This window comes from Stenotrophomonas indicatrix (genome assembly GCF_050573115.1).
Taxonomy (GTDB): Bacteria; Pseudomonadota; Gammaproteobacteria; order Xanthomonadales; family Xanthomonadaceae; genus Stenotrophomonas; species Stenotrophomonas lactitubi_A.
This window is the reverse complement of sequence record NZ_JBNYZT010000003.1, coordinates 400,574-417,810: the sequence shown is the minus strand read 5'-3', so window position 1 is coordinate 417,810 and position 17,237 is coordinate 400,574. Positions and strand designations below refer to the sequence as shown.

Here is a 17,237-nt window from a genome sequence, read left to right as displayed (position 1 = left end):
GAAGGGTAGTGCCGGCCGCTGGCCGGCAGCCCTTTGAACCTACGGCAGGTTCATTGCAGTTGCCGGCCAGCGGCCGGCACTACCACGTGGTCGGAGGAATCATTGCAGTTGCCGGCCAGCGGCCGGCACTACCAGGTGTGGTCATTGCAGCGGCCGGCATTGCCCGCGCGTGGTCGGTAGGGTCATGAGGTTGCCGGCCAGCGGCCGGCACTACCCGTAGAAGAGCGTGCGGGCCAACGGTCCGCACCTACCGTTTTGCGGTCAATCGCCGTCCTGTTCGTCCGGGTGCGCCTTCCAGTAACCGGTCGAGCGGATCCAGTCGCGCGGCACGCCCAGGTGCCCTTCAATGAACTTGCGCATCATCCGTGCGCGACGCGATTCGGTGGCGATCCAGTAGAACGCATCGCCGTCCGGGGCCTCGAAGTCGGTCAGCATGTCCTCCAGCAGCGTGCTGCTGGCCGCCGGGAAGCCATTGCGCTCCAGCCAGTGGATGCGCACGTTCTCGTACTGCGGCAGATCCTGGCGCTCGTCCTCGTCGGCCACTTCGATGTACGCCTGCACCTGCGCACCCTCGGGCAGCACGTCCAGCCAGCGGGCGATGGCCGGCAGCGCGGTTTCATCGCCGATCAGCACATAGGCGTCGTAGCTGTCGGCCACCACGAACGAACCGCGCGGGCCGCCGATCAGCAGCGTGTCGCCGGCCTGCGCGCGCTCGGCCCACGGCCCGGCAATGCCCTGGTCGTGCAGCACGAAGTCGATGGCCAGCTCGCCGGTTTCGTGGTCCCACCAGCGCGGGGTGTAGTCGCGCGCCGGCGAAGGCTGCTTGCCGTCCGGATAGCTGCGGCCCTCGGCGGTCAGCACCGGCAGCACCATTTCACCGCTGTCGTTGGGGAAGAACAGCTTGATGTGGTCGTCGGCGCCGGGCGAATCGAAGCCGGCCAGGTCGTCGCCGCCCAGCACGATGCGGCGCATGTGCGGGGTGACAGTCTCGGTGCGCAGCACCGTCAGTTCACGGAAGCGCACATCCAGGCGCAGTCGCGAGTTGTGATGTTCGGTCATGGGGGTACCTGTCGGAAGGTCGCGCGGGGTCGCGCGGCATGGGGGAAGACCTGGCTGGATTCAGTCTGGCTGGGTCGTAGAAAAGGGAGAGGACACGTTGCTGGGCTGGCCATTCATCAGCGCTGACGCGCGCGACAGCAGCGCGGCCACCTGCTCGGCTTCGCCGTCGGCCCAGCGCCCGTGGTGGTGCACCAGCGCCAGCTTGAACTCGCGCAGCGCAGCGGCCAGCGGCGCCGGCAGCGAGGCCTTGGTGATCTCGCGGGCGCGGTCGAAGGCGCGTCGCTGCGCCAATCGCACCTGGGTGCGCTGCACCTTCAGCTCGAACTCGCCGGCGGTGGTGATGCGGAACACACGGCGGCCGTCCACCTCTTCCGACGCCACCCAGCCGGCCTGCTCGAAGCTGGCCAGCAGCGGGTACATGGTGCCGGCGCTGGGCGTGTAGGCCTGCATGAACATGGTGCTGATGTGCTGCATCAACTCGTAGCCGTGGCGCGGCTGCTCGCCGATCAGTGCCAGCACCAGCAGGCGCAGGTCGCCACGGCTGAGCACGCGCGGCTGGCCGTTGCGGCGGGGTACCGCGGCATCGTCGGTGCGGTTCCTGGGGGAGGGGGATCGGCCCATTTCGATATATCGGTAACGTGTGCCGCAAACGATATATCGATAAGCCGGACCCGACAAGTACGGTTTCGGCCACAACGCTTGCCAGATCGGGCCATGCAGCCAGCTACTGCAAGGGCTGAAGGGGAGGGTTGCGCGCGGCGCAAGCCACCGTTGCGCGGCCTGACATCCGTATCGGGCCACGCAACGGCGCTGCGGGTTTCCGCCCCGAGCGGGGCGCAGCAGACGAGCGGCGAACCGCGGGAAGGGGCCTGCTCGCCGCCAACCGTGCGCAGCGGCCCCGTCCGCGTCGAGAGGCGCGCGCGACACGTTGTCGCGGGTTCAGCGGCAGCCCGTCAGACAACGCCGACACGGCGCCGGCCTTGCCCCACAACGGTCATCCGCAGCAGTAACACTGCGTCCTGCGCATGGGCGCAGCAGGCCGCGAGCGACAGCTGGCGCAGCCCTTGCAGGCAGCCACAGCGGCCTGCAGCAGCGCTTTGTCCCGCTGGTGGACGTCCCGGGACATGCCTTGCAGACATGGGTGGCCTGCCTCCATACGCCAGCGTAGCCAAGTGACGAAAGCCCTTGGTGCGCTACACTTTGTGGTCTAGAAATCTATCAACAGTCGCGCGCGTGCGTGCGGTAATGGGAGCGCTAATGAACTGGTTGAACGAGGTGCTGAACAACGACCCGAATCCTGTGGAAACCCAGGAGTGGATCGAGTCGTTGAAGGCCGTTATTGATGTCGAGGGCCCCGAGCGCGCGCATCAGCTGCTGGAAGGCATGGTGGAACTGACCCGTCGTTCGGGTGCCTATCTGCCGTTCTCTCCCACTACCGAATACGTCAACACCATCGAGCCGCAGCTGGAGGCCAAGAGCCCGGGCAACGCCGAACTGGAATGGCGCATCCGTTCGATCATCCGCTGGAACGCGATGGCCACCGTGGTGCGCGCCAACCGCAAGCCGGGTGACCTGGGCGGCCACATTGCTTCGTTCGCCTCCGGCGCAACGCTGTACGACGTGGGCTTCAACCACTTCTGGCGCGCCCCCAGCGAAAGCCACCCGGGCGACCTGCTGTTCATCCAGGGCCACAGCGCCCCGGGTATCTACGCGCGTTCCTTCCTGGAAGGCCGCATCAACGAAGAGCAGCTGGACAAGTTCCGCATGGAAGTGGACGGCGGCGGCCTGTCGTCGTACCCGCATCCGTGGCTGATGCCGGAATACTGGCAGACCCCGACCGTGTCGATGGGCCTGGGCCCGCTGGCCGCCATCTACCAGGCGCAGTTCATGCGCTACCTGGAAAACCGTGGCCTGATCGAGAAGTCCGACCGCAAGGTGTGGTGCTTCATCGGCGACGGCGAGAGCGATGAGCCGGAAACCCTGGGTGCCATCGCGCTGGCCGGCCGTGAAGGCCTGGACAACCTGATCTTCGTGGTGAACTGCAACCTGCAGCGCCTGGACGGCCCGGTGCGCGGCAACGGCAAGATCATCCAGGAACTGGAAGGCGTGTTCCGTGGCGGCGGCTGGAATGTCATCAAGCTGCTGTGGGGCGGTTACTGGGATGCCCTGCTGGCCAAGGACACCAATGGCGTCCTGAAGAAGCTGATGATGGAAACCGTCGACGGCGAATACCAGAACTGCAAGGCCTTCGGTGGCGCGTATACCCGCGAGCATTTCTTCGGCAAGTACCCGGAAACCGCTGCGATGGTGGCCGGTCTTTCCGACGACGACATCTGGCGCCTGAACCGTGGTGGCCACGACCCGCACAAGGTGTACGCCGCCTACCACCAGGCCGTGAACACCAAGGGCATGCCGACCGTGATCCTGGCCAAGACCGTGAAGGGTTACGGCATGGGCAGCGCCGGTGAGGCACTGAACCCGACCCATCAGACCAAGAAGCTGGACGACGAAGCGGTGCGCCACTTCCGCGACCGCTTCAACATTCCGGTGACCGACGCGCAGCTGGCCGATGGCCAGGTGCCGTTCTACCACCCGGGCCCGGATTCGCCGGAAGTGCAGTACCTGCAGGAACGCCGTGCGTCGCTGGGTGGTTACCTGCCGCAGCGCCGCCGCAAGGCCGAAAAGAGCTTCAATGCACCGAAGCTGGAAAGCTACGAGCGCCTGCTGAAGAGCAGCGGCGAGCGCAGCTACTCCACCACCATGGCCTTCGTGCAGAGCCTGAACATCACCCTGCGCGACAAGGAACTGGGCCCGCACATCGTGCCGATCGTGGCCGACGAAGCCCGTACCTTCGGCATGGAAGGCCTGTTCCGCCAGATCGGCATCTACGCGCCGTTCGGCCAGAAGTACAAGCCGGTCGACGCCGACCAGCTGATGTTCTACCGCGAAGACCAGAGCGGCCAGGTGCTGCAGCAGGGCATCAGCGAGCCGGGCGCGATCAGTTCGTGGATGGCCGCCGGTACCAGCTACTCGGTCAGCAACGTGCCGATGCTGCCGTTCTACATCTACTACTCGATGTTCGGCTTCCAGCGCGTGGGCGATATCGCTTGGCAGGCAGCGGACATGCGTACCCGCGGCTTCCTGCTGGGTGGCACCGCCGGCCGCACCACGCTGAACGGTGAAGGCCTGCAGCACGAAGATGGCTTCAGCCATCTGGTGGCCGGTGGCATTCCGAACGTGCGCAGCTACGACCCGACCTTCGGCTTTGAAGTGACGGTGATCCTGCAGCACGGCACCAAGGCGATGATGGAAGATCAGATTGACGAGTACTACTACGTCACCCTGATGAACGAGAACTACACCCACCCGGAAATGCCGGAAGGCGCGGCCGAAGGCATCGTCAAGGGCATGTACCTGCTGACCGACGCCGGCAAGCCGAAGAAGGGCGAGCTGCGCGTGCAGCTGCTGGGTTCGGGCACCATCCTGCGCGAAGCCATTGCCGCGGCCGAGCTGCTGGACAAGGACTTCGGCGTGACCGCCGACATCTGGAGCTGCCCGAGCTTCAACGAACTGCGTCGCGATGGTTTCGACGTGGAACGTGCCAACCGCCTGCATCCGGAAGGTGAGCAGCGCAAGGCCTACGTGACCGAGCTGCTGGAAGGTCGCCAGGGCCCGGCGATTGCCGCCACCGACTATGTGCGTGCGTATGCGGACCAGATCCGCGCGTTCGTGCCGATGAGCTACACGGTGCTGGGTACCGATGGTTTCGGCCGTTCGGATACGCGTGCGAACCTGCGCCGGTTCTTTGAAGTTGACCGGTACTACATCGCGCATGCCGCGATTGCGGCGCTGGCGAAGGACGGGAAGATGACCGCGAAGGATGTGGCCCGGGCGATCAAGCAGTACAAGATTGATCCGGAGAAGGCTAATCCTGTTGGGGTTTGATTTCGTCTGTGCATTGAAAGAGGCGGCCTTTGGGCCGCTTCTTCTTTATGCAAATTCATTTGCTTATTGGGCCTTTTCCTAGACTTTGCACGTCGACGACATAGGTTCTTCCAATATTCTGATTCAGAACGAACGGCGCTATACCCACCAATGGGCAACTTGAACGTTATTGATCTATTTTCCGGAGTTGGCGGGCTAAGCCTGGGAGCTGCCAGGGCTGGATTTCATGTTGCAGGAAGTGTTGAGCTTGATCCAATTGCAGCCGAGTATCACGCGCTCAATTTTCCAGAGACTCAGCATCTTTTGGAGGACGTGGGAACTCTCAGTGGAGCTGAGTTGCTAAAAAGGTGCAAGGTGGGCCAAAGAGAGCTTTCCGGGTTGATCGGTGGGCCGCCTTGCCAAGGTTTTAGCTTGATTGGAAGGCGCGATGAGCTGGATCCTCGCAATCAGCTTTTCATGCATTTTTTTAGGCTGGTAGCTGAGACACGGCCAGCCTTCTACGTGGCCGAGAATGTTCCTGGAATTCTTAACGGAGCAAGCGCCGACTTTGTGCTGCAAGCGCTAGCCCAGATTCCTTCAAATTACACGTTGCTTGCGCCAATTAAAATTAGGGCAAGTGCATTTGGTGCGCCTACGACTAGGACTCGTGTATTCTTCATTGGCTTTGATCCGAAGAGAATTTTTGATTTGTCTGTGCAGTCATTTTCCCCCAGTTCAGAATGGGAGGAAACCACGGTATCAGATGCGCTAAAAGGTCTTCCAAATGTTAATGAAGATTGGCAGGAGGAAAGTCAAAGCTGGCGAAAGATAAAGTCAGTGACTTCTAGTCAATTTCATGATCGTGCCAGGGGCGTGATCCCACCTGGTGTCGGTAACAGAGAGGCGGTGCTGCGCTCTGCTAAAAACCTTGTTTCTGGCTTTCTTGGAACTCGTCATTCTGAAGAGACCGTCGCGCGATTCTCCAAACTTGGACCAGGTGAGGTGGATAAGGTATACAGATCTCCTCGCTTAGATCCGAAGGGGCTATGCCCAACAATCAGAGCGGGGACCAATTCTGATAAGGGAAGCTATCAGGCGGTCAGACCCATTCACCCCAAGCACCCCCGAGTAATCTCGCCGCGTGAAGCGGCGAGATTACAGGGCTTTCCTGATTGGTTCTTGTTTCATCCGACCAAGTGGCACTCATTTCGACAGATCGGGAATAGCGTGAGTCCGATTGTCGCTGAGAGGGTTCTTTCGGTAATCTTCAACGCCTTCAAGCGTTAATGCGGACGAACTCTGGATAGATGCGGTAGAAAGTTCCATATGACCGGACTGCCTTCTCCGTAATGCCGGCTGGACCAATTGCATCTTTTAGAATATTCCTGGCCGCATCAACTGTTCCATTTGGCTGAAGTGATTCAAGTGCCAGGCGCTCTCTGCTGGATAGAGTGGGAAGGTCGATTTCGTGTGGATACTTCCAGTCAATACTTGCAAAGGGCCAGTGCGCAATCCGGCTATCAGTCGGAAATTCTTCAATCTTTAATTTTGAAGAGTCCAGGACGATTCCTGTTGCGGTTAGCATTGTGGTGCCATCGGAATAGGTGAAGGCTGATAATGGCTGAACCACCAAAGGGGAGTGGTTGGTGGCACGAATCGCGGCAAGTTTAAGTGCTTGCAAGAGAATGGTTGGGTACTGATTTGCTCTGAAGTCGGAGTCTTTAAGTGTAGTTGGACAATCTATCCCAGATCGCTCGATAAATACTCTTCGTCGAAGAGCAATTAATTCGTCCTGTTTCAGGTTCCCGCTGTCCTCTCTAAGCGCAGATACCGAAGCATTGAGGGTTACTCTAAAGATATCCCCATGAGCGAGCTTGTTGACGAGATTAAATGTATCATCAAGCTGCTGCTTGAGTTCTCCGGGAGAAGTGAAGTCGAGCCATACGACTGATGGTGAGTCTGAGCTAAATTCAGATATGAAGGTTGAAGAGTCGATTAATTGGAAGTTGACGCAACTAAGCGGGCAGTTGAAGCGTTGTCTGGCCTGAACGGTGGCGTCCCGCTCAATGCAAGTCATATGCGAAATCCTGGTCGCAGCGTGTATCGCCCGAAAGTCCTCCATGAATGGGCCGCCGAATCCGTAATATTTGTAATCGGATATATTGAAAGATGTTCTTCCGATCCGATTGAGCAAATCCAAGAATAGAGCTCTGTCAGCCGCTTTATTGGGCCGCAAATGATAGGCTATGTTCCCTCCACTCATTTGCTGAGATCCCTCACAGCACGAGAGAAGCACTCCTCCCCAACTTCGGATGGCTTCGCATCCGTCGTGCCGAAGTAGAGATCAGAAAGTGCTTCAATTTCTGACTTCGGCCTTGAGAATCTGATCCACTGGTCAGTGAATGATTCGGGTGCCGGCAGTGCGGGTCTAAATTGCTCGCCGCCAACAGTTTTTCGAACAGTAGTAAACCTCAGGCTGCTGTTTTTGACAATTTCCTCAGGAAGCAAAAGCGACACGGATTCTGTCTGGGACTCGCGTTCCTTTCGTTCAATGGGGCGCTTCTTCCATTTGTTAGTATAGTTTGTGAAGAGTTTAAGGCCGTCCCGCATGAAGTCTTTTACTTGAAGATAAATTTCACTGCTCGCGTCCACACCGCGTTTAGTTGTCGTAAGTGGAAGTTTGGATGGATCATTCGATCTAAATACAACTGTCCCTGCGATCGCGACAAACTGAGTGTGATAAGACGGAACGCCTGACTCTCCCCAGCCGGTGAGCCGAGACTTGTCGGCGTGAAGAACCACGCGGTCATTGCAAATAATTGTCCAGCCGGCGCTCTCGGAAGAGGCCCGGCCTTCCAGCTCTTGCTCCTCTTCCTCGTCGCTTAGCGAGTTTCTATACAGCCCGACGGAAAGGTGGACATCTACCCCATCAGGCTGACCCTCTCGCCTATAGATGTATGGGGCGATGCTTTGGCCTGAGCTATCAGGAGCGTTTTCTAGAAGTAACTTTATCTTTCGTGAATCTGCTTCGACATCATTGATGAAGACCTTAAATCCCTTCTCAATGATGTACCCATAGTAGGCTCGCACGGCTTCTCTAAATTCATTCAGAAATTCATCTCGTGAAAAGCTATTGGATATAGGCGGGCGAAGGTTCTTAACAGAGATGGTGGTTCCGAACGAGCGTTCGTTTGGGTTCTGGATTTCAACCATGTCGAAAGTCCAGGTATCGTCGTCCAGCATCCATTCCGGAGTGATATCCACGTAGAATGACTTGTCCGATCTTTCGCTTGTAATTCGGGCTGAAGTTCCCATCTTGAAAATGGCTCGCTTCATTCCGATACCATAAAGCCCCACGGTGGGTAGCTCTGCGTCTAGTTCCGCGTTCTTTCGTCCAAGACGAAACGCGCTTTCCTCTGCGATCTCGAATGGTATTCCGCCGCAGTTATCTTTGATGGTGAAGGAGTTCTCGTTGAACTCAATCCGAGCCCAATAGCCAGCGTATGGGATCTCCGGATCTTCCGGCTGAGTTGGAGACCGCATAACGCCATCGACGCAGTTGTCGAGAAGGTCTAATATCGCGTCTTTTAGTTCGATATCTCTAACGAGCATGTCGACGAAAAAGCGCTTTGCGGGAAAGGCCTGTGCAGTACTCAATTTGGTCCCCCTGTTGGACGGCTGAAAGACCATTCTGCCATCTAGCCGGAGTTGGCGGTGTAGGGGAATTCCTACCAGCCCCGGCTGGGCTCACCCTTTATGGCAATGCAAGGCGCAATCACTGCCGCGTGCCTCTGATTCAAAGACCTTCGCGCGGTGCCATTCCAGGTACTTAGGATGAGGTCTCTCGTCCGGAAGTCGCGGCAGACTTATTCTTCCGTCATCGGGGAACATTCTCATCAAATGGAAAAGAGAGGAGCAGTTACTATCCACGAGGATTCGATATTCTTCATCAATTGAAACAATGCCGGCGTCAAACATCCAGTGGACAGTGCCCGTTAATGCGATCCCATTTCTGATTGTATCTGGCCCGTTCTTCGATACCGGCCGAATGTGCGCTGCCTCGACCTCAGGGTTGCCAAGTCGATCAAACAACGTGAGGCCGGTGAATGCACAGCGGTTCCCATATGCATGGCGCACGCGAGTCCTAAATGCGGCGTCCCTTACAGCACGGCTCACTGTCGTAGTGACGATCACACGTTTGACTTCTTCTGGATAGTGAGCGTCCGCTCTATCGGCCTTGTCATCGGATTCACTCAGAGACAGTGACCTCTTGAATCCAAGTTGGCATATGGTGAGAAATTCGCCATTTGGTATAATCCGAATGGATTGCCCGAATGCTCCCCTATTCGTAGATCCATCGGCCTTTCGAAGCGCAGATTCGAAGTAATGCCCTTCATATTTGAAGGGAACCGGATGGTCGAACTCAATGTACTCTGCAAGGTCTGCGAAGTAGTAATTCGCCGCGTTGGGGTCTGGGCGAATGCGAACTACTCGAGCGAGAGAAACATAGGCTTGAGTTCCTCCGGAGCTGCTTGGGCCGCTATTTCGCCGGGGCTCATAGAATATGACCCAGTCATCTATAGTCTCCTGCGCCCGAGCGAGTAAGTTTTTTGAGAAGTGATACCACTGCTCCTTGAGATCCCGATATGGAGATATCTCGGACGAGGTGAAAACTGCCTTGGCCACATGCCCTCCTGTTGGAAGGCAAGGCTAGCAGTTCAGTTGCGACATATGAAGTCATGATCGTCGCCAGTTCGGTTGAGTCGTACCTATGCCAGTCCAGTACTGATGATCAGAGGCACCTGTGCGAAGAATGGGGGATGGCCGTAACAGATAGCGCGTTGAGTGGTTGCTAGATTCATCAGTGAATTGGCGTGTATAGCGGTCCGCCGAGTATGGCTCGCAGACAACCCAGTTCCGGGACGACATCTGGATGTTGGGGATGGCACCGGCAGCAGAAAGGGCAGAGAGGACAGATCTCCGTGTCAAGTGGCCAAGGCAAGCCTGCGGTCTTCCTGCTCATGTGCCACGTGGCCTCCTTCGGAACGAGGCCCCCCGCTCACAACGTGCCAGTTGAGTAGCCCTCGCAAGCGGTTGCTCCTTCGCACTCGGCGAGCCACAAGCGAAGGGTCTGAGATGGCTTTGCTGCCTTGCGTTACACGCAGGCAGAATTCTGATTAGGACGCGGAGCTGCAGCGAACTAGGAACTGGCAGCGCGTCGATACACTACGACGCGTGGACGCAATGATATTCACTGAGGTGGATCTGCGGGAGTCTGTGTATAGAAGTAGGATATGAATCATGGATGACAGGCATGCGGCGGCGGTCTTTCCGGCCCCAAGCCTGGCCAGCCGCGACTGCCAGATTGAAGATCTGCAGGAGAAAGTTAGAAAGCAACCATCCTTTTGATGCTCTGGGGTAGGTGCCTCATGCAATGCGGGCGAATTCCAGTCCCCTAGGTACAGATATCCGAATACCAACTTGTGCGGGTAACTGCCAGTGCTACCCACGGGAGAGCTCACCTGCGGTGCCAGTACTCGGGATTCACTTGCGCACCAGTCGGCTTCTCCGAGGTTTAAAAAATTGACTTCGCGCGAGGTGCCTCGGACATACTGGCCATTGGGTCTATGAATAGACGCCGCGCTGATGAACCTCCTACTATGAGATTGACTCGTCCTGACGCACTAGGGATGGCCTGAACAATCAGCACTGAGTCCTGAATTTCCAGGTCCGGCCCGACCAGCGACTGGCAGGCGCGCCAGATGTGCGGTTTTTCGCCGTTTTGGTGGTGCCTGCAGGCACCTGCGGACGGATTGATCCCTATGCCGGCAGCAACTGCCGGCGCACCATCCACAGATTGGACAGCGCAAACAATGTCAGCACCTGTGCCGTGTTCTTGGCCAGGCCGCGGTAGCGCACCTTGGTGTAACCGAACTGCCGCTTGATCACCCGGAACGGGTGCTCGACCTTGGCACGCATGCTGGCCTTCCAGCTCTCCCAGCGTTCAACCTGTTTGCGTTCCCGCGCGTTGCCAATGGCCCTGACCTGCGAGCGCTTGGCGGCGATGAAGAACATCGCCTTGCAGTTGGACAGCTCTGCACGCTTGTCGGCACCGGTATAGCCGCTGTCCCCGAACACGCACTCTTCCTTGCCATGCAGCAGCGCGTCGGTGACCGTGACATCGCTGACATCGCTGACATCGCTGACATCGCTGACATCGCTGACATCGCTGACATCGCTGACATTGGCTGCCGTGCACTTGACGTGGTGCACCAGCCCGGAGAATTCATCAACGCCGATGTGCGCCTTCATCCCGAAGTACCACTGGTTGCCCTTGCGGGTCTGATGCATTTCCGGGTCACGTGCCTTGTTGGCGTTCTTGGTCGAGCTGGACGCGGGGATGATCGTGGCATCCACGATCGTGCCCGCGCGCAGGCTCTGGCCTTTGCGCGCAAGGTGCGCATTGACCGCCTCCAGCATCTTCGCCGCCAGGCCATGCTTCTCCAGCAGACGACGGAAGTTGAGGATCGTGCTCTCATCCGGGATCACATCGAGCCCGCTGAGCCGGGCGAACAGCCGCATCGAAGCGATCTCGTGCAGCGCTTCCTCCATGCCCGGATCGCTCAACGCGTACCACTGCTGCAGCAGGTGGATGCGCAGCATCGTCTCCATCGAATACGGCGGCCGGCCCACGCGACCTGAGCGCGGGTAGTGCGGCTCGATCTGAGCCAGCAGCGCCTTCCACGGCACTACCTGCTCCATCTCGGAAAGGAAGATCTCCCGCCGGGTCTGCTTGCGCTTGCCCACGCCCTCGACATCACCAAATGTCAGCTGCATGGATAGCTTCTCAATGTGTGCCGCCATTGTCCCTCAGGCTGCCGGACAACGGCAGGCACTACCGATGTAGTTGTTCAGAGCATCCCTAGCTCGACGACCTGACCTGGTCAGCTACCAGCGTCTAGTGCCCAGTCTCATCCATTAGACGTACAGCACTTCACGCGTGATCACAAACTCAGACTCGGAGGCTTTGGCGCAGCTCATTAGCTCCGGCCTAGCACTGGGTAGATGAAGATTGCCGAGCGCTGCGTCTATCAGCGCTGCCTCGAGAGCAATGGAATATCGAGGACACTCATTGTGAGCCCCGCAGCTCAATGATGAAGGGGGAATGTGGATGATCGCAAAAGCTCGTCAGCGGGCCTCATAAATTGCTCCGCAATCTGTGATCCTCGCGCTCTACTCCCGCACCTGCAGCCGCTCAGCCACCTGCGCAGTCAACGCCACACACGCCATCTTCAACCCTTCCATCACCCGATCCCCCAGGTACTCCTCTGGCGCGCCGTTCTGCCGAGTCCGCTCAGCAGCCAACATCAGCTCCGCCACCACGCGCAGCCCCGCCAGCGCGCAATCCGCATCCGCCAGCTGAAGACACCGCCCAGGCAGTTGATGCCGCTCCGGCCAAGGCTGGCCGTCCGCAGCCGCACCGGTTCCGATGCGGCGCAGCGTGGCAACGAAGGTGTTGGGATCGACGGACGGTTCGCGCTCGGCTTCGGCGTTGTCCGGATCGTACTGCGCGTGCAGGGAACGGAAGTCCGATGTGTTCATGGCAATGCTCCGTACAGGACAGATAGCAGCGCCACCAGATAAAGGTGGCGGACGATGCGTGGCTCGAAAACCGGTCTGTAGCGAAGCCGGTGGGTCCGAAGACCCCCACGCACCGCCCGCCATGGAACGCGAACGGATTGCCAGCCGGCGCCACGCAAAGGTGACGCCGGCTGACAAGCGTAAACACATCGCTACAGAACGGGTTTTCGACACCCGCGCCACCCTTTTTCGGTGGCATGCCAAGGTGTACCCGCGCTGATGCGAAATGCCAAGAAACTGCAGAACTGACGATCGCCAGTCCTGACGCTTTCGGAATTGTCGCACACGGTGTTAAGCCGGCAAGCGATTGTGCCGCAACGGTCTTGAAGGGCTTGGCGCTATTGGCCCCAAGCGCAGGATGCCCACAGCCAGGCCCATGGCGTAGGATCAATTACGACAGTTTGGATCGGCGGTTCAGCCGGGCGGCGCCTCGGCCGTGGGCACGAAGGTCAGACGGACCCGAACCCGCGCATGCAGCGCGACGCCCTCAACCACGACCGGTTCGAAGCGCCACTGGTCCACTGCGGTAAAGGCCGCACGATCAATCTCACGCAGCCCGCTGGACCGCGCCACCATCACGTTGGAAACGTGGCCCAGTTCATCCAGCTGAGCAACCAGCAGCACCTGCATGGGGACCTGCAGCAACGTATCGGGCGGCGTGGCAGGGGCCGTTGAATACACAACGGCAGGCGCCTGTTGCAGCTCGAAGGTGGGATTGTCACCGCGCTCTACGAACACTTCAGTGGAAACCTGCGGGTCTGCCGCCATGGCCATGGCTGGTGTAGCGCCCAGCAGCATCAGAACGAGGTTCAGTGCCAGGGCGGTGTTCAAACGGGGCATACGTGGTTTCCATTCCGGTGCGCTACCAGCATAGCGGCCATGCCCTGGCATCGCTTGCCTTGAATGCCGGCGTGCCGGACTGCTGAGCGGTTCACACAGGCACGCGCGGGCGTGGCCACAGCGCATCGTCGCGCTCCAGGTCGTAGTCGCTGCCGAACGCCAGTGCTGCTTCGCGTGGAGGAAGGTCTGCGTAGCAGCCCAGCAGGTACTCATTCATGCCAGCATCGCGGTGGTCGATGGCGAACAGGTGGAGGAGCTCTTTGTCGAGGGCTTCGAGCCATGCGGGGTCGATCTTGGTCATGGTGATCCTCCAGTGGGGAGGGGAGAATGGCTGAAGTGCGTCTCAACACATGGGATGTGAATTCGACTTACTGCGGGCCCGGCGGTAACGGTCGGCTCTGTAGTGACAGTCGTCGTAGATTGCTTTTAGGCCTGGGTGTATAAGAAGGCCTGGTGAAAACACACCTATCAATCAAAGCTGACGCGAGGACGGACGATGCTGCGACTGGGACGACGGATGCTGGGAGCAGGCGCATGCTTGACTTTTCTTCTGCTGAGCGCTTGCCAGGCACAGACTTCCTCGCCGCGATCTGAGACTTCTTCAAGTGCTGCACAAAACAATGTGCCGCTTGTCAGGCCGCTTACTCTGACGTCAATGGCTGAGCCCATGGTCGTAGAGTTCAATCTGGAGCCGCCCGGTAGAAACGCCACACCAACGCTCCTGGTTGCCGTCCGCGTAAGTGGGGAAGATGGTGCCGTAGCGCAGGAGCGGGCCTTGACGATTCGAAGCGCTGGTCTGCCTGCACGCGTACACCTCACTCAGCTCGGGGAAATGGGTGAGGCAAGTGCTCCACTCGTCCGTGTTGAGCAGCGGCCAGGAACGGCCGCCACTCTTGTGCCGATCAACGCTGATGGACGCGTTTCAACGGTCTGGCTTGATGACGTGGACGACACTTCACTTGAAGCGGCAGGTCTGTCCAATCCGCAGGGGCACTACAAGCAGCTGGCGATGGCGTGGGGCCAGAACCTCTCTCCGGGCAGGTACCGCCTGAGTGTGGAGTTGCTTGACCCACCAGTGCATCTCGCGCCGATGCCGGCAGAATTGCTTGTCGCCTACAAGCACAAGTCGAAATAGGAGCGTTTCATGGACGAACGATATCGCGTGACAATTTACGTTGCGGCGCCAGGAACCCCGCTGTTGGAGGGGGGAACATCTACTGCGGGTCACGTCTATTACACAGTGGATAATGGCCGTGAGAGCATCAGCTATGGGTTTGCGCCCAAGGAGCACGGGGCGACGACCGGCCCCGGCAAGGTTTACGACTCTGACGCGCGGGAGTACCAGAATCCCTTCTACCAACGAACGCTTGAAGTATCGAAAGATCAGTACGAAAAGCTCAAGGAATTTGGTGCCGCGCCGGACAAGCACGGGTTCAATACGGAGTATCACGGGCTCAACAACAGCTGCATTGATTTCACCTGGGGCGCGCTGAATCACGCGGGACTCCATCGCACCAATGCGCTGTTCATGCAGGACAAGGATTTCCAAGGTGGCCTCAAGCCGCTCACCAATGTCGAGTACATCCGGAGCATCCGCGCACCGTTTCCCGATAGTGAGTTGAACAACGAGCATTACAACAAGATGCCGGACCGAACCCTGAAGCAACGCCTCATCAGCGATGAGCAATTGCCAGGCAACGATCGCGAGATGCTCGACACCATCCGCAAGGGCGTAGCGGGCATTGATGAGGGGCACGGTCGGGCCTACGACGAAACCAGTGAGCGCATCTCGGTGGGGTTGCTGGCCACCGCCAAGGAAAATGGGCTGGAGCGCGTCGATCATGTTGTATTGGGCAGTCCCCCCGTTGATGGCTCAGCACAGCGGCTATTCGTCGTACAGGGCGAGCTCAACGATCCTGCGCATGTGCGAGCCTCTATGACGGCAGAGGAAGCAGCCCGAACGCCAGTGGAGCAGTCGTTCGCCAAGGTCGAGCAGATTTCGCAAAGCCAGCAGGAACGCGCCTTGGCGGTACAGCAGGAGCCCGTGCTGGAACAGAGCCGGGCGCCCATGCAAATGGGTTGACCCAGGCCGAGTACTGCATGGTAGATCACAGTTTCGGGGGCTTCGGCCCCTGTGCTGCTTTTCTCTCCACCTGCCCGCGAACCCACCTATGCGATCATCCGGCCAGGACCGCAGTACCCAACAAGGCTGAGCAGGCATGGAGCAAGCAACACGCTACACGGTAACCCTCTTTCTGGCCGCGCCCGGCACCCCGCTGAACAGCGGTGGCAGCTCACCGCGCGGCCACATGTATTTTCAGACCGCCGCCGGCGTGGAGGTACACAGCTACGGCTTCGCACCGCCGCGCCTGCCGACCGGTGAGGCCGCTGCCGGTGTGCAGTACGCCGAGGTCGTACACGACGACGCCGACGAGCACCGCGACCCGTATTACAGCCGCACCTTGGAAATCAGCGAGGAGCACTACGGCTGCCTGCGCGATTTCGCCGAGGAGCCGGCCGAGTTCGGCTTCGATGTCGATCGCCCGGCCACCATCAACCGCTGCAGCGATTTTGTCTGGTCCGCGCTGCACTATGCCGGCCTGCATTCGCAGCCGGCACCGCTGGACGGCGGCAGCAACCTGGGCGAGTTCGCGGTGCTGTTCAACCTGCCGGAAATCCAGTGCATTGCGGCGCCATTCCCGGCCAGCGAGCTGAATGGCGAACAGCACCACCCGATGCCCGAACGCGAGGCCGAGCTGCACCGCGAAGGCGGTCGCCCGAGCCACGAACCGCCGCCCAGCCCGATGGAAGTGGCCGGTACGCTGCTGGACCCCTCGCACCCGGACCACCGGCTGTTCGCGCAGCTGATCCAGAAGGTGGCCGAGCTGGACGCTGCACACGGGCGCACCTTCGACGACACCAGCCAGCGCATCAGCGCCAGCCTGCTGGTGTTGGCCAAGCAGAACAACCTCTCCCGCGTGGACCACGTGCTGCTCAGCCGGCCTACCAAGAGCAGCCACGAGGCGGAGAGCATCTTCATCGTGCAGGGCGACCGCGATGATCCGGGGCACCGCCGCGCGAGCATCGCTACGGAGGTGGCGGCACAGACCGATGTGGCTGATTCGCTGCGGTTGAAGGAGCAGTGATGCGGGCGGCGCTTGCAGTTGTTGCGTCGGTGGTACTCGCCTTGCTGGTGGGCTGCGGCAGTACTTCGTCACCTGAAGCCCCGAAGCTGTTGACCCGGGCGGAGGCTGATGCACGGACCGTGGTGCCGTTCACGCGAGACGTGCGGTTGGACAAGGCGAGGCGCATCGTGGACGTGACCTTTGACTTGCCGCCTGCAGTACCTCCCGCGATTCCAAGTCTGAAGATCGGGTTCCGCCTGCAAGCACAGGAGGTCAAGCCGCTGCTTGCCGAGGCCGAGCGGATAAGGGACGTCGGTGTCCCCGCGCGCGTTCGTCTGGAGCGCCTGGACGGCGACCACGCTACATCGGTGCGGCTGATGACCACGGCCCCGGGAGGCCGCAGCATGGAGCCTCTTCCGCCTGACGGCCACGTCGGCAAGTTGGTTCAGGGGAAAGTTGAAAGCGGGATGCTGATTGAGGCTGGACTGTACTCGCAGGATGTTTCCTACCACATGCTGCAACTGGCCGATGCGGGCCTGCTGGATGCCGGCAGATACCATTTGACCGTGGACCTGCTGGAGGATCGACCCCAGCTCAATGACATATCGGCCGAGCTTATTGTCGGCTTCCAACTACTGGGAAAATGAG

15 protein-coding genes are annotated in these 17,237 nt (G+C 59.4%); 6 read left to right on the top strand and 9 right to left on the bottom strand.

From position 1 onward, the window contains the following. Positions 1–261: 261 nt before the first annotated feature. Together ACQ5SA_RS10710 and ACQ5SA_RS10705 are read right to left on the bottom strand one after the other, a co-directional pair. Positions 262–1,059 (bottom strand): siderophore-interacting protein, encoded by a 798-nt coding sequence (locus ACQ5SA_RS10710; RefSeq protein WP_499314211.1) that lies wholly within the window; start codon positions 1,057–1,059, stop codon positions 262–264. Positions 1,060–1,119: 60 nt separating this feature from the next. After that, positions 1,120–1,680 carry a PadR family transcriptional regulator gene (locus ACQ5SA_RS10705; protein ID WP_499314210.1) on the bottom strand — a complete coding sequence of 187 codons (561 nt, stop codon included), beginning with the start codon at positions 1,678–1,680 and terminating at the stop codon, positions 1,120–1,122. A 636-nt stretch (positions 1,681–2,316) separates the two neighbouring features. Here ACQ5SA_RS10705 and aceE point away from each other — a divergent pair. Both aceE and ACQ5SA_RS10695 read left to right on the top strand, forming a co-directional pair. Further along, positions 2,317–5,004 (top strand): pyruvate dehydrogenase (acetyl-transferring), homodimeric type, encoded by a 2,688-nt coding sequence (gene aceE / locus ACQ5SA_RS10700; RefSeq protein WP_099821378.1) that lies wholly within the window; start codon positions 2,317–2,319, stop codon positions 5,002–5,004. Positions 5,005–5,163: 159 nt separating this feature from the next. After that, positions 5,164–6,270, top strand: coding sequence for a DNA cytosine methyltransferase (locus tag ACQ5SA_RS10695; RefSeq protein ID WP_499314209.1), 1,107 nt, complete (start codon positions 5,164–5,166; stop codon positions 6,268–6,270). Here the strand turns inward: ACQ5SA_RS10695 and ACQ5SA_RS10690 are convergent. From ACQ5SA_RS10690 to ACQ5SA_RS10660, 7 genes are all read right to left on the bottom strand, one after another. Next, positions 6,260–7,246 carry an O-methyltransferase gene (locus tag ACQ5SA_RS10690; protein ID WP_318263610.1) on the bottom strand — a complete coding sequence of 329 codons (987 nt, stop codon included), beginning with the start codon at positions 7,244–7,246 and terminating at the stop codon, positions 6,260–6,262. The genes ACQ5SA_RS10695 and ACQ5SA_RS10690 overlap by 11 nt on opposite strands. After that, on the bottom strand, positions 7,243–8,640 hold the full coding sequence (locus tag ACQ5SA_RS10685; RefSeq protein WP_212669128.1) for an ATP-binding protein: 1,398 nt from the start codon (positions 8,638–8,640) through the stop codon (positions 7,243–7,245). The genes ACQ5SA_RS10690 and ACQ5SA_RS10685 overlap by 4 nt, the downstream gene beginning before the upstream one ends. Before the next feature lie 90 nt (positions 8,641–8,730). Next, positions 8,731–9,669 carry an HNH endonuclease gene (locus tag ACQ5SA_RS10680; RefSeq protein WP_499314208.1) on the bottom strand — a complete coding sequence of 313 codons (939 nt, stop codon included), beginning with the start codon at positions 9,667–9,669 and terminating at the stop codon, positions 8,731–8,733. 1,134 nt (positions 9,670–10,803) lie between these two features. Beyond that, the gene (locus tag ACQ5SA_RS10675) at positions 10,804–11,820 is read right to left on the bottom strand and encodes an IS5 family transposase (RefSeq protein WP_499314207.1); all 1,017 of its coding nucleotides are present in this window, start codon (positions 11,818–11,820) and stop codon (positions 10,804–10,806) included. A 396-nt stretch (positions 11,821–12,216) separates the two neighbouring features. Continuing rightward, positions 12,217–12,585, bottom strand: coding sequence for a hypothetical protein (locus tag ACQ5SA_RS10670; RefSeq protein WP_499314206.1), 369 nt, complete (start codon positions 12,583–12,585; stop codon positions 12,217–12,219). Positions 12,586–13,038: 453 nt separating this feature from the next. After that, a complete protein-coding gene (locus ACQ5SA_RS10665; RefSeq protein ID WP_499314205.1) occupies positions 13,039–13,464 on the bottom strand; it encodes a TonB family protein in 426 nt (141 codons plus the stop codon). A 91-nt stretch (positions 13,465–13,555) separates the two neighbouring features. Beyond that, complete coding sequence (locus tag ACQ5SA_RS10660) at positions 13,556–13,765, bottom strand: hypothetical protein (protein ID WP_499314204.1); 210 nt, start codon at positions 13,763–13,765, stop codon at positions 13,556–13,558. Positions 13,766–14,239: 474 nt separating this feature from the next. Between ACQ5SA_RS10660 and ACQ5SA_RS10655 the strand changes: the two genes are divergently transcribed. The 4 genes from ACQ5SA_RS10655 to ACQ5SA_RS10640 all read left to right on the top strand — a co-directional run bounded on the left by ACQ5SA_RS10655 (position 14,240) and on the right by ACQ5SA_RS10640 (position 17,236). Further along, positions 14,240–14,599, top strand: a complete 360-nt coding sequence (locus tag ACQ5SA_RS10655) for a hypothetical protein (protein ID WP_499314203.1) — start codon at positions 14,240–14,242, stop codon at positions 14,597–14,599. A 9-nt stretch (positions 14,600–14,608) separates the two neighbouring features. Further along, complete coding sequence (locus tag ACQ5SA_RS10650) at positions 14,609–15,547, top strand: XVIPCD domain-containing protein (protein WP_499314202.1); 939 nt, start codon at positions 14,609–14,611, stop codon at positions 15,545–15,547. A gap of 136 nt (positions 15,548–15,683) precedes the next feature. Next, positions 15,684–16,610: an XVIPCD domain-containing protein gene (locus ACQ5SA_RS10645; protein ID WP_499314201.1), complete on the top strand. Its 927-nt coding sequence runs from the start codon at positions 15,684–15,686 to the stop codon at positions 16,608–16,610. After that, entirely contained in the window at positions 16,610–17,236 is a 627-nt protein-coding gene (locus ACQ5SA_RS10640; protein ID WP_478034333.1) for a hypothetical protein, read from the top strand. Before ACQ5SA_RS10645 ends, ACQ5SA_RS10640 begins: the two co-directional genes overlap by 1 nt. Position 17,237: the final 1 nt, after the last annotated feature.

Excerpts from the sequence above, each read along its gene's own strand:
- ACQ5SA_RS10675 (WP_499314207.1), bottom strand. The coding sequence starts at position 11,820 with ATGCAGCTGACATTTGGTGATGTCGAGGGCGTGGGCAAGCGCAAGCAG.
- ACQ5SA_RS10660 (WP_499314204.1), bottom strand. The coding sequence starts at position 13,765 with ATGACCAAGATCGACCCCGCATGGCTCGAAGCCCTCGACAAAGAGCTC.
- ACQ5SA_RS10665 (WP_499314205.1), bottom strand. The coding sequence starts at position 13,464 with ATGCCCCGTTTGAACACCGCCCTGGCACTGAACCTCGTTCTGATGCTG.
- ACQ5SA_RS10710 (WP_499314211.1), bottom strand. The coding sequence starts at position 1,059 with ATGACCGAACATCACAACTCGCGACTGCGCCTGGATGTGCGCTTCCGT.
- ACQ5SA_RS10640 (WP_478034333.1), top strand. The coding sequence starts at position 16,610 with ATGCGGGCGGCGCTTGCAGTTGTTGCGTCGGTGGTACTCGCCTTGCTG.
- ACQ5SA_RS10690 (WP_318263610.1), bottom strand. The coding sequence starts at position 7,246 with ATGAGTGGAGGGAACATAGCCTATCATTTGCGGCCCAATAAAGCGGCT.
- aceE (WP_099821378.1), top strand. The coding sequence starts at position 2,317 with ATGAACTGGTTGAACGAGGTGCTGAACAACGACCCGAATCCTGTGGAA.
- ACQ5SA_RS10650 (WP_499314202.1), top strand. The coding sequence starts at position 14,609 with ATGGACGAACGATATCGCGTGACAATTTACGTTGCGGCGCCAGGAACC.
- ACQ5SA_RS10670 (WP_499314206.1), bottom strand. The coding sequence starts at position 12,585 with ATGAACACATCGGACTTCCGTTCCCTGCACGCGCAGTACGATCCGGAC.
- ACQ5SA_RS10645 (WP_499314201.1), top strand. The coding sequence starts at position 15,684 with ATGGAGCAAGCAACACGCTACACGGTAACCCTCTTTCTGGCCGCGCCC.
- ACQ5SA_RS10705 (WP_499314210.1), bottom strand. The coding sequence starts at position 1,680 with ATGGGCCGATCCCCCTCCCCCAGGAACCGCACCGACGATGCCGCGGTA.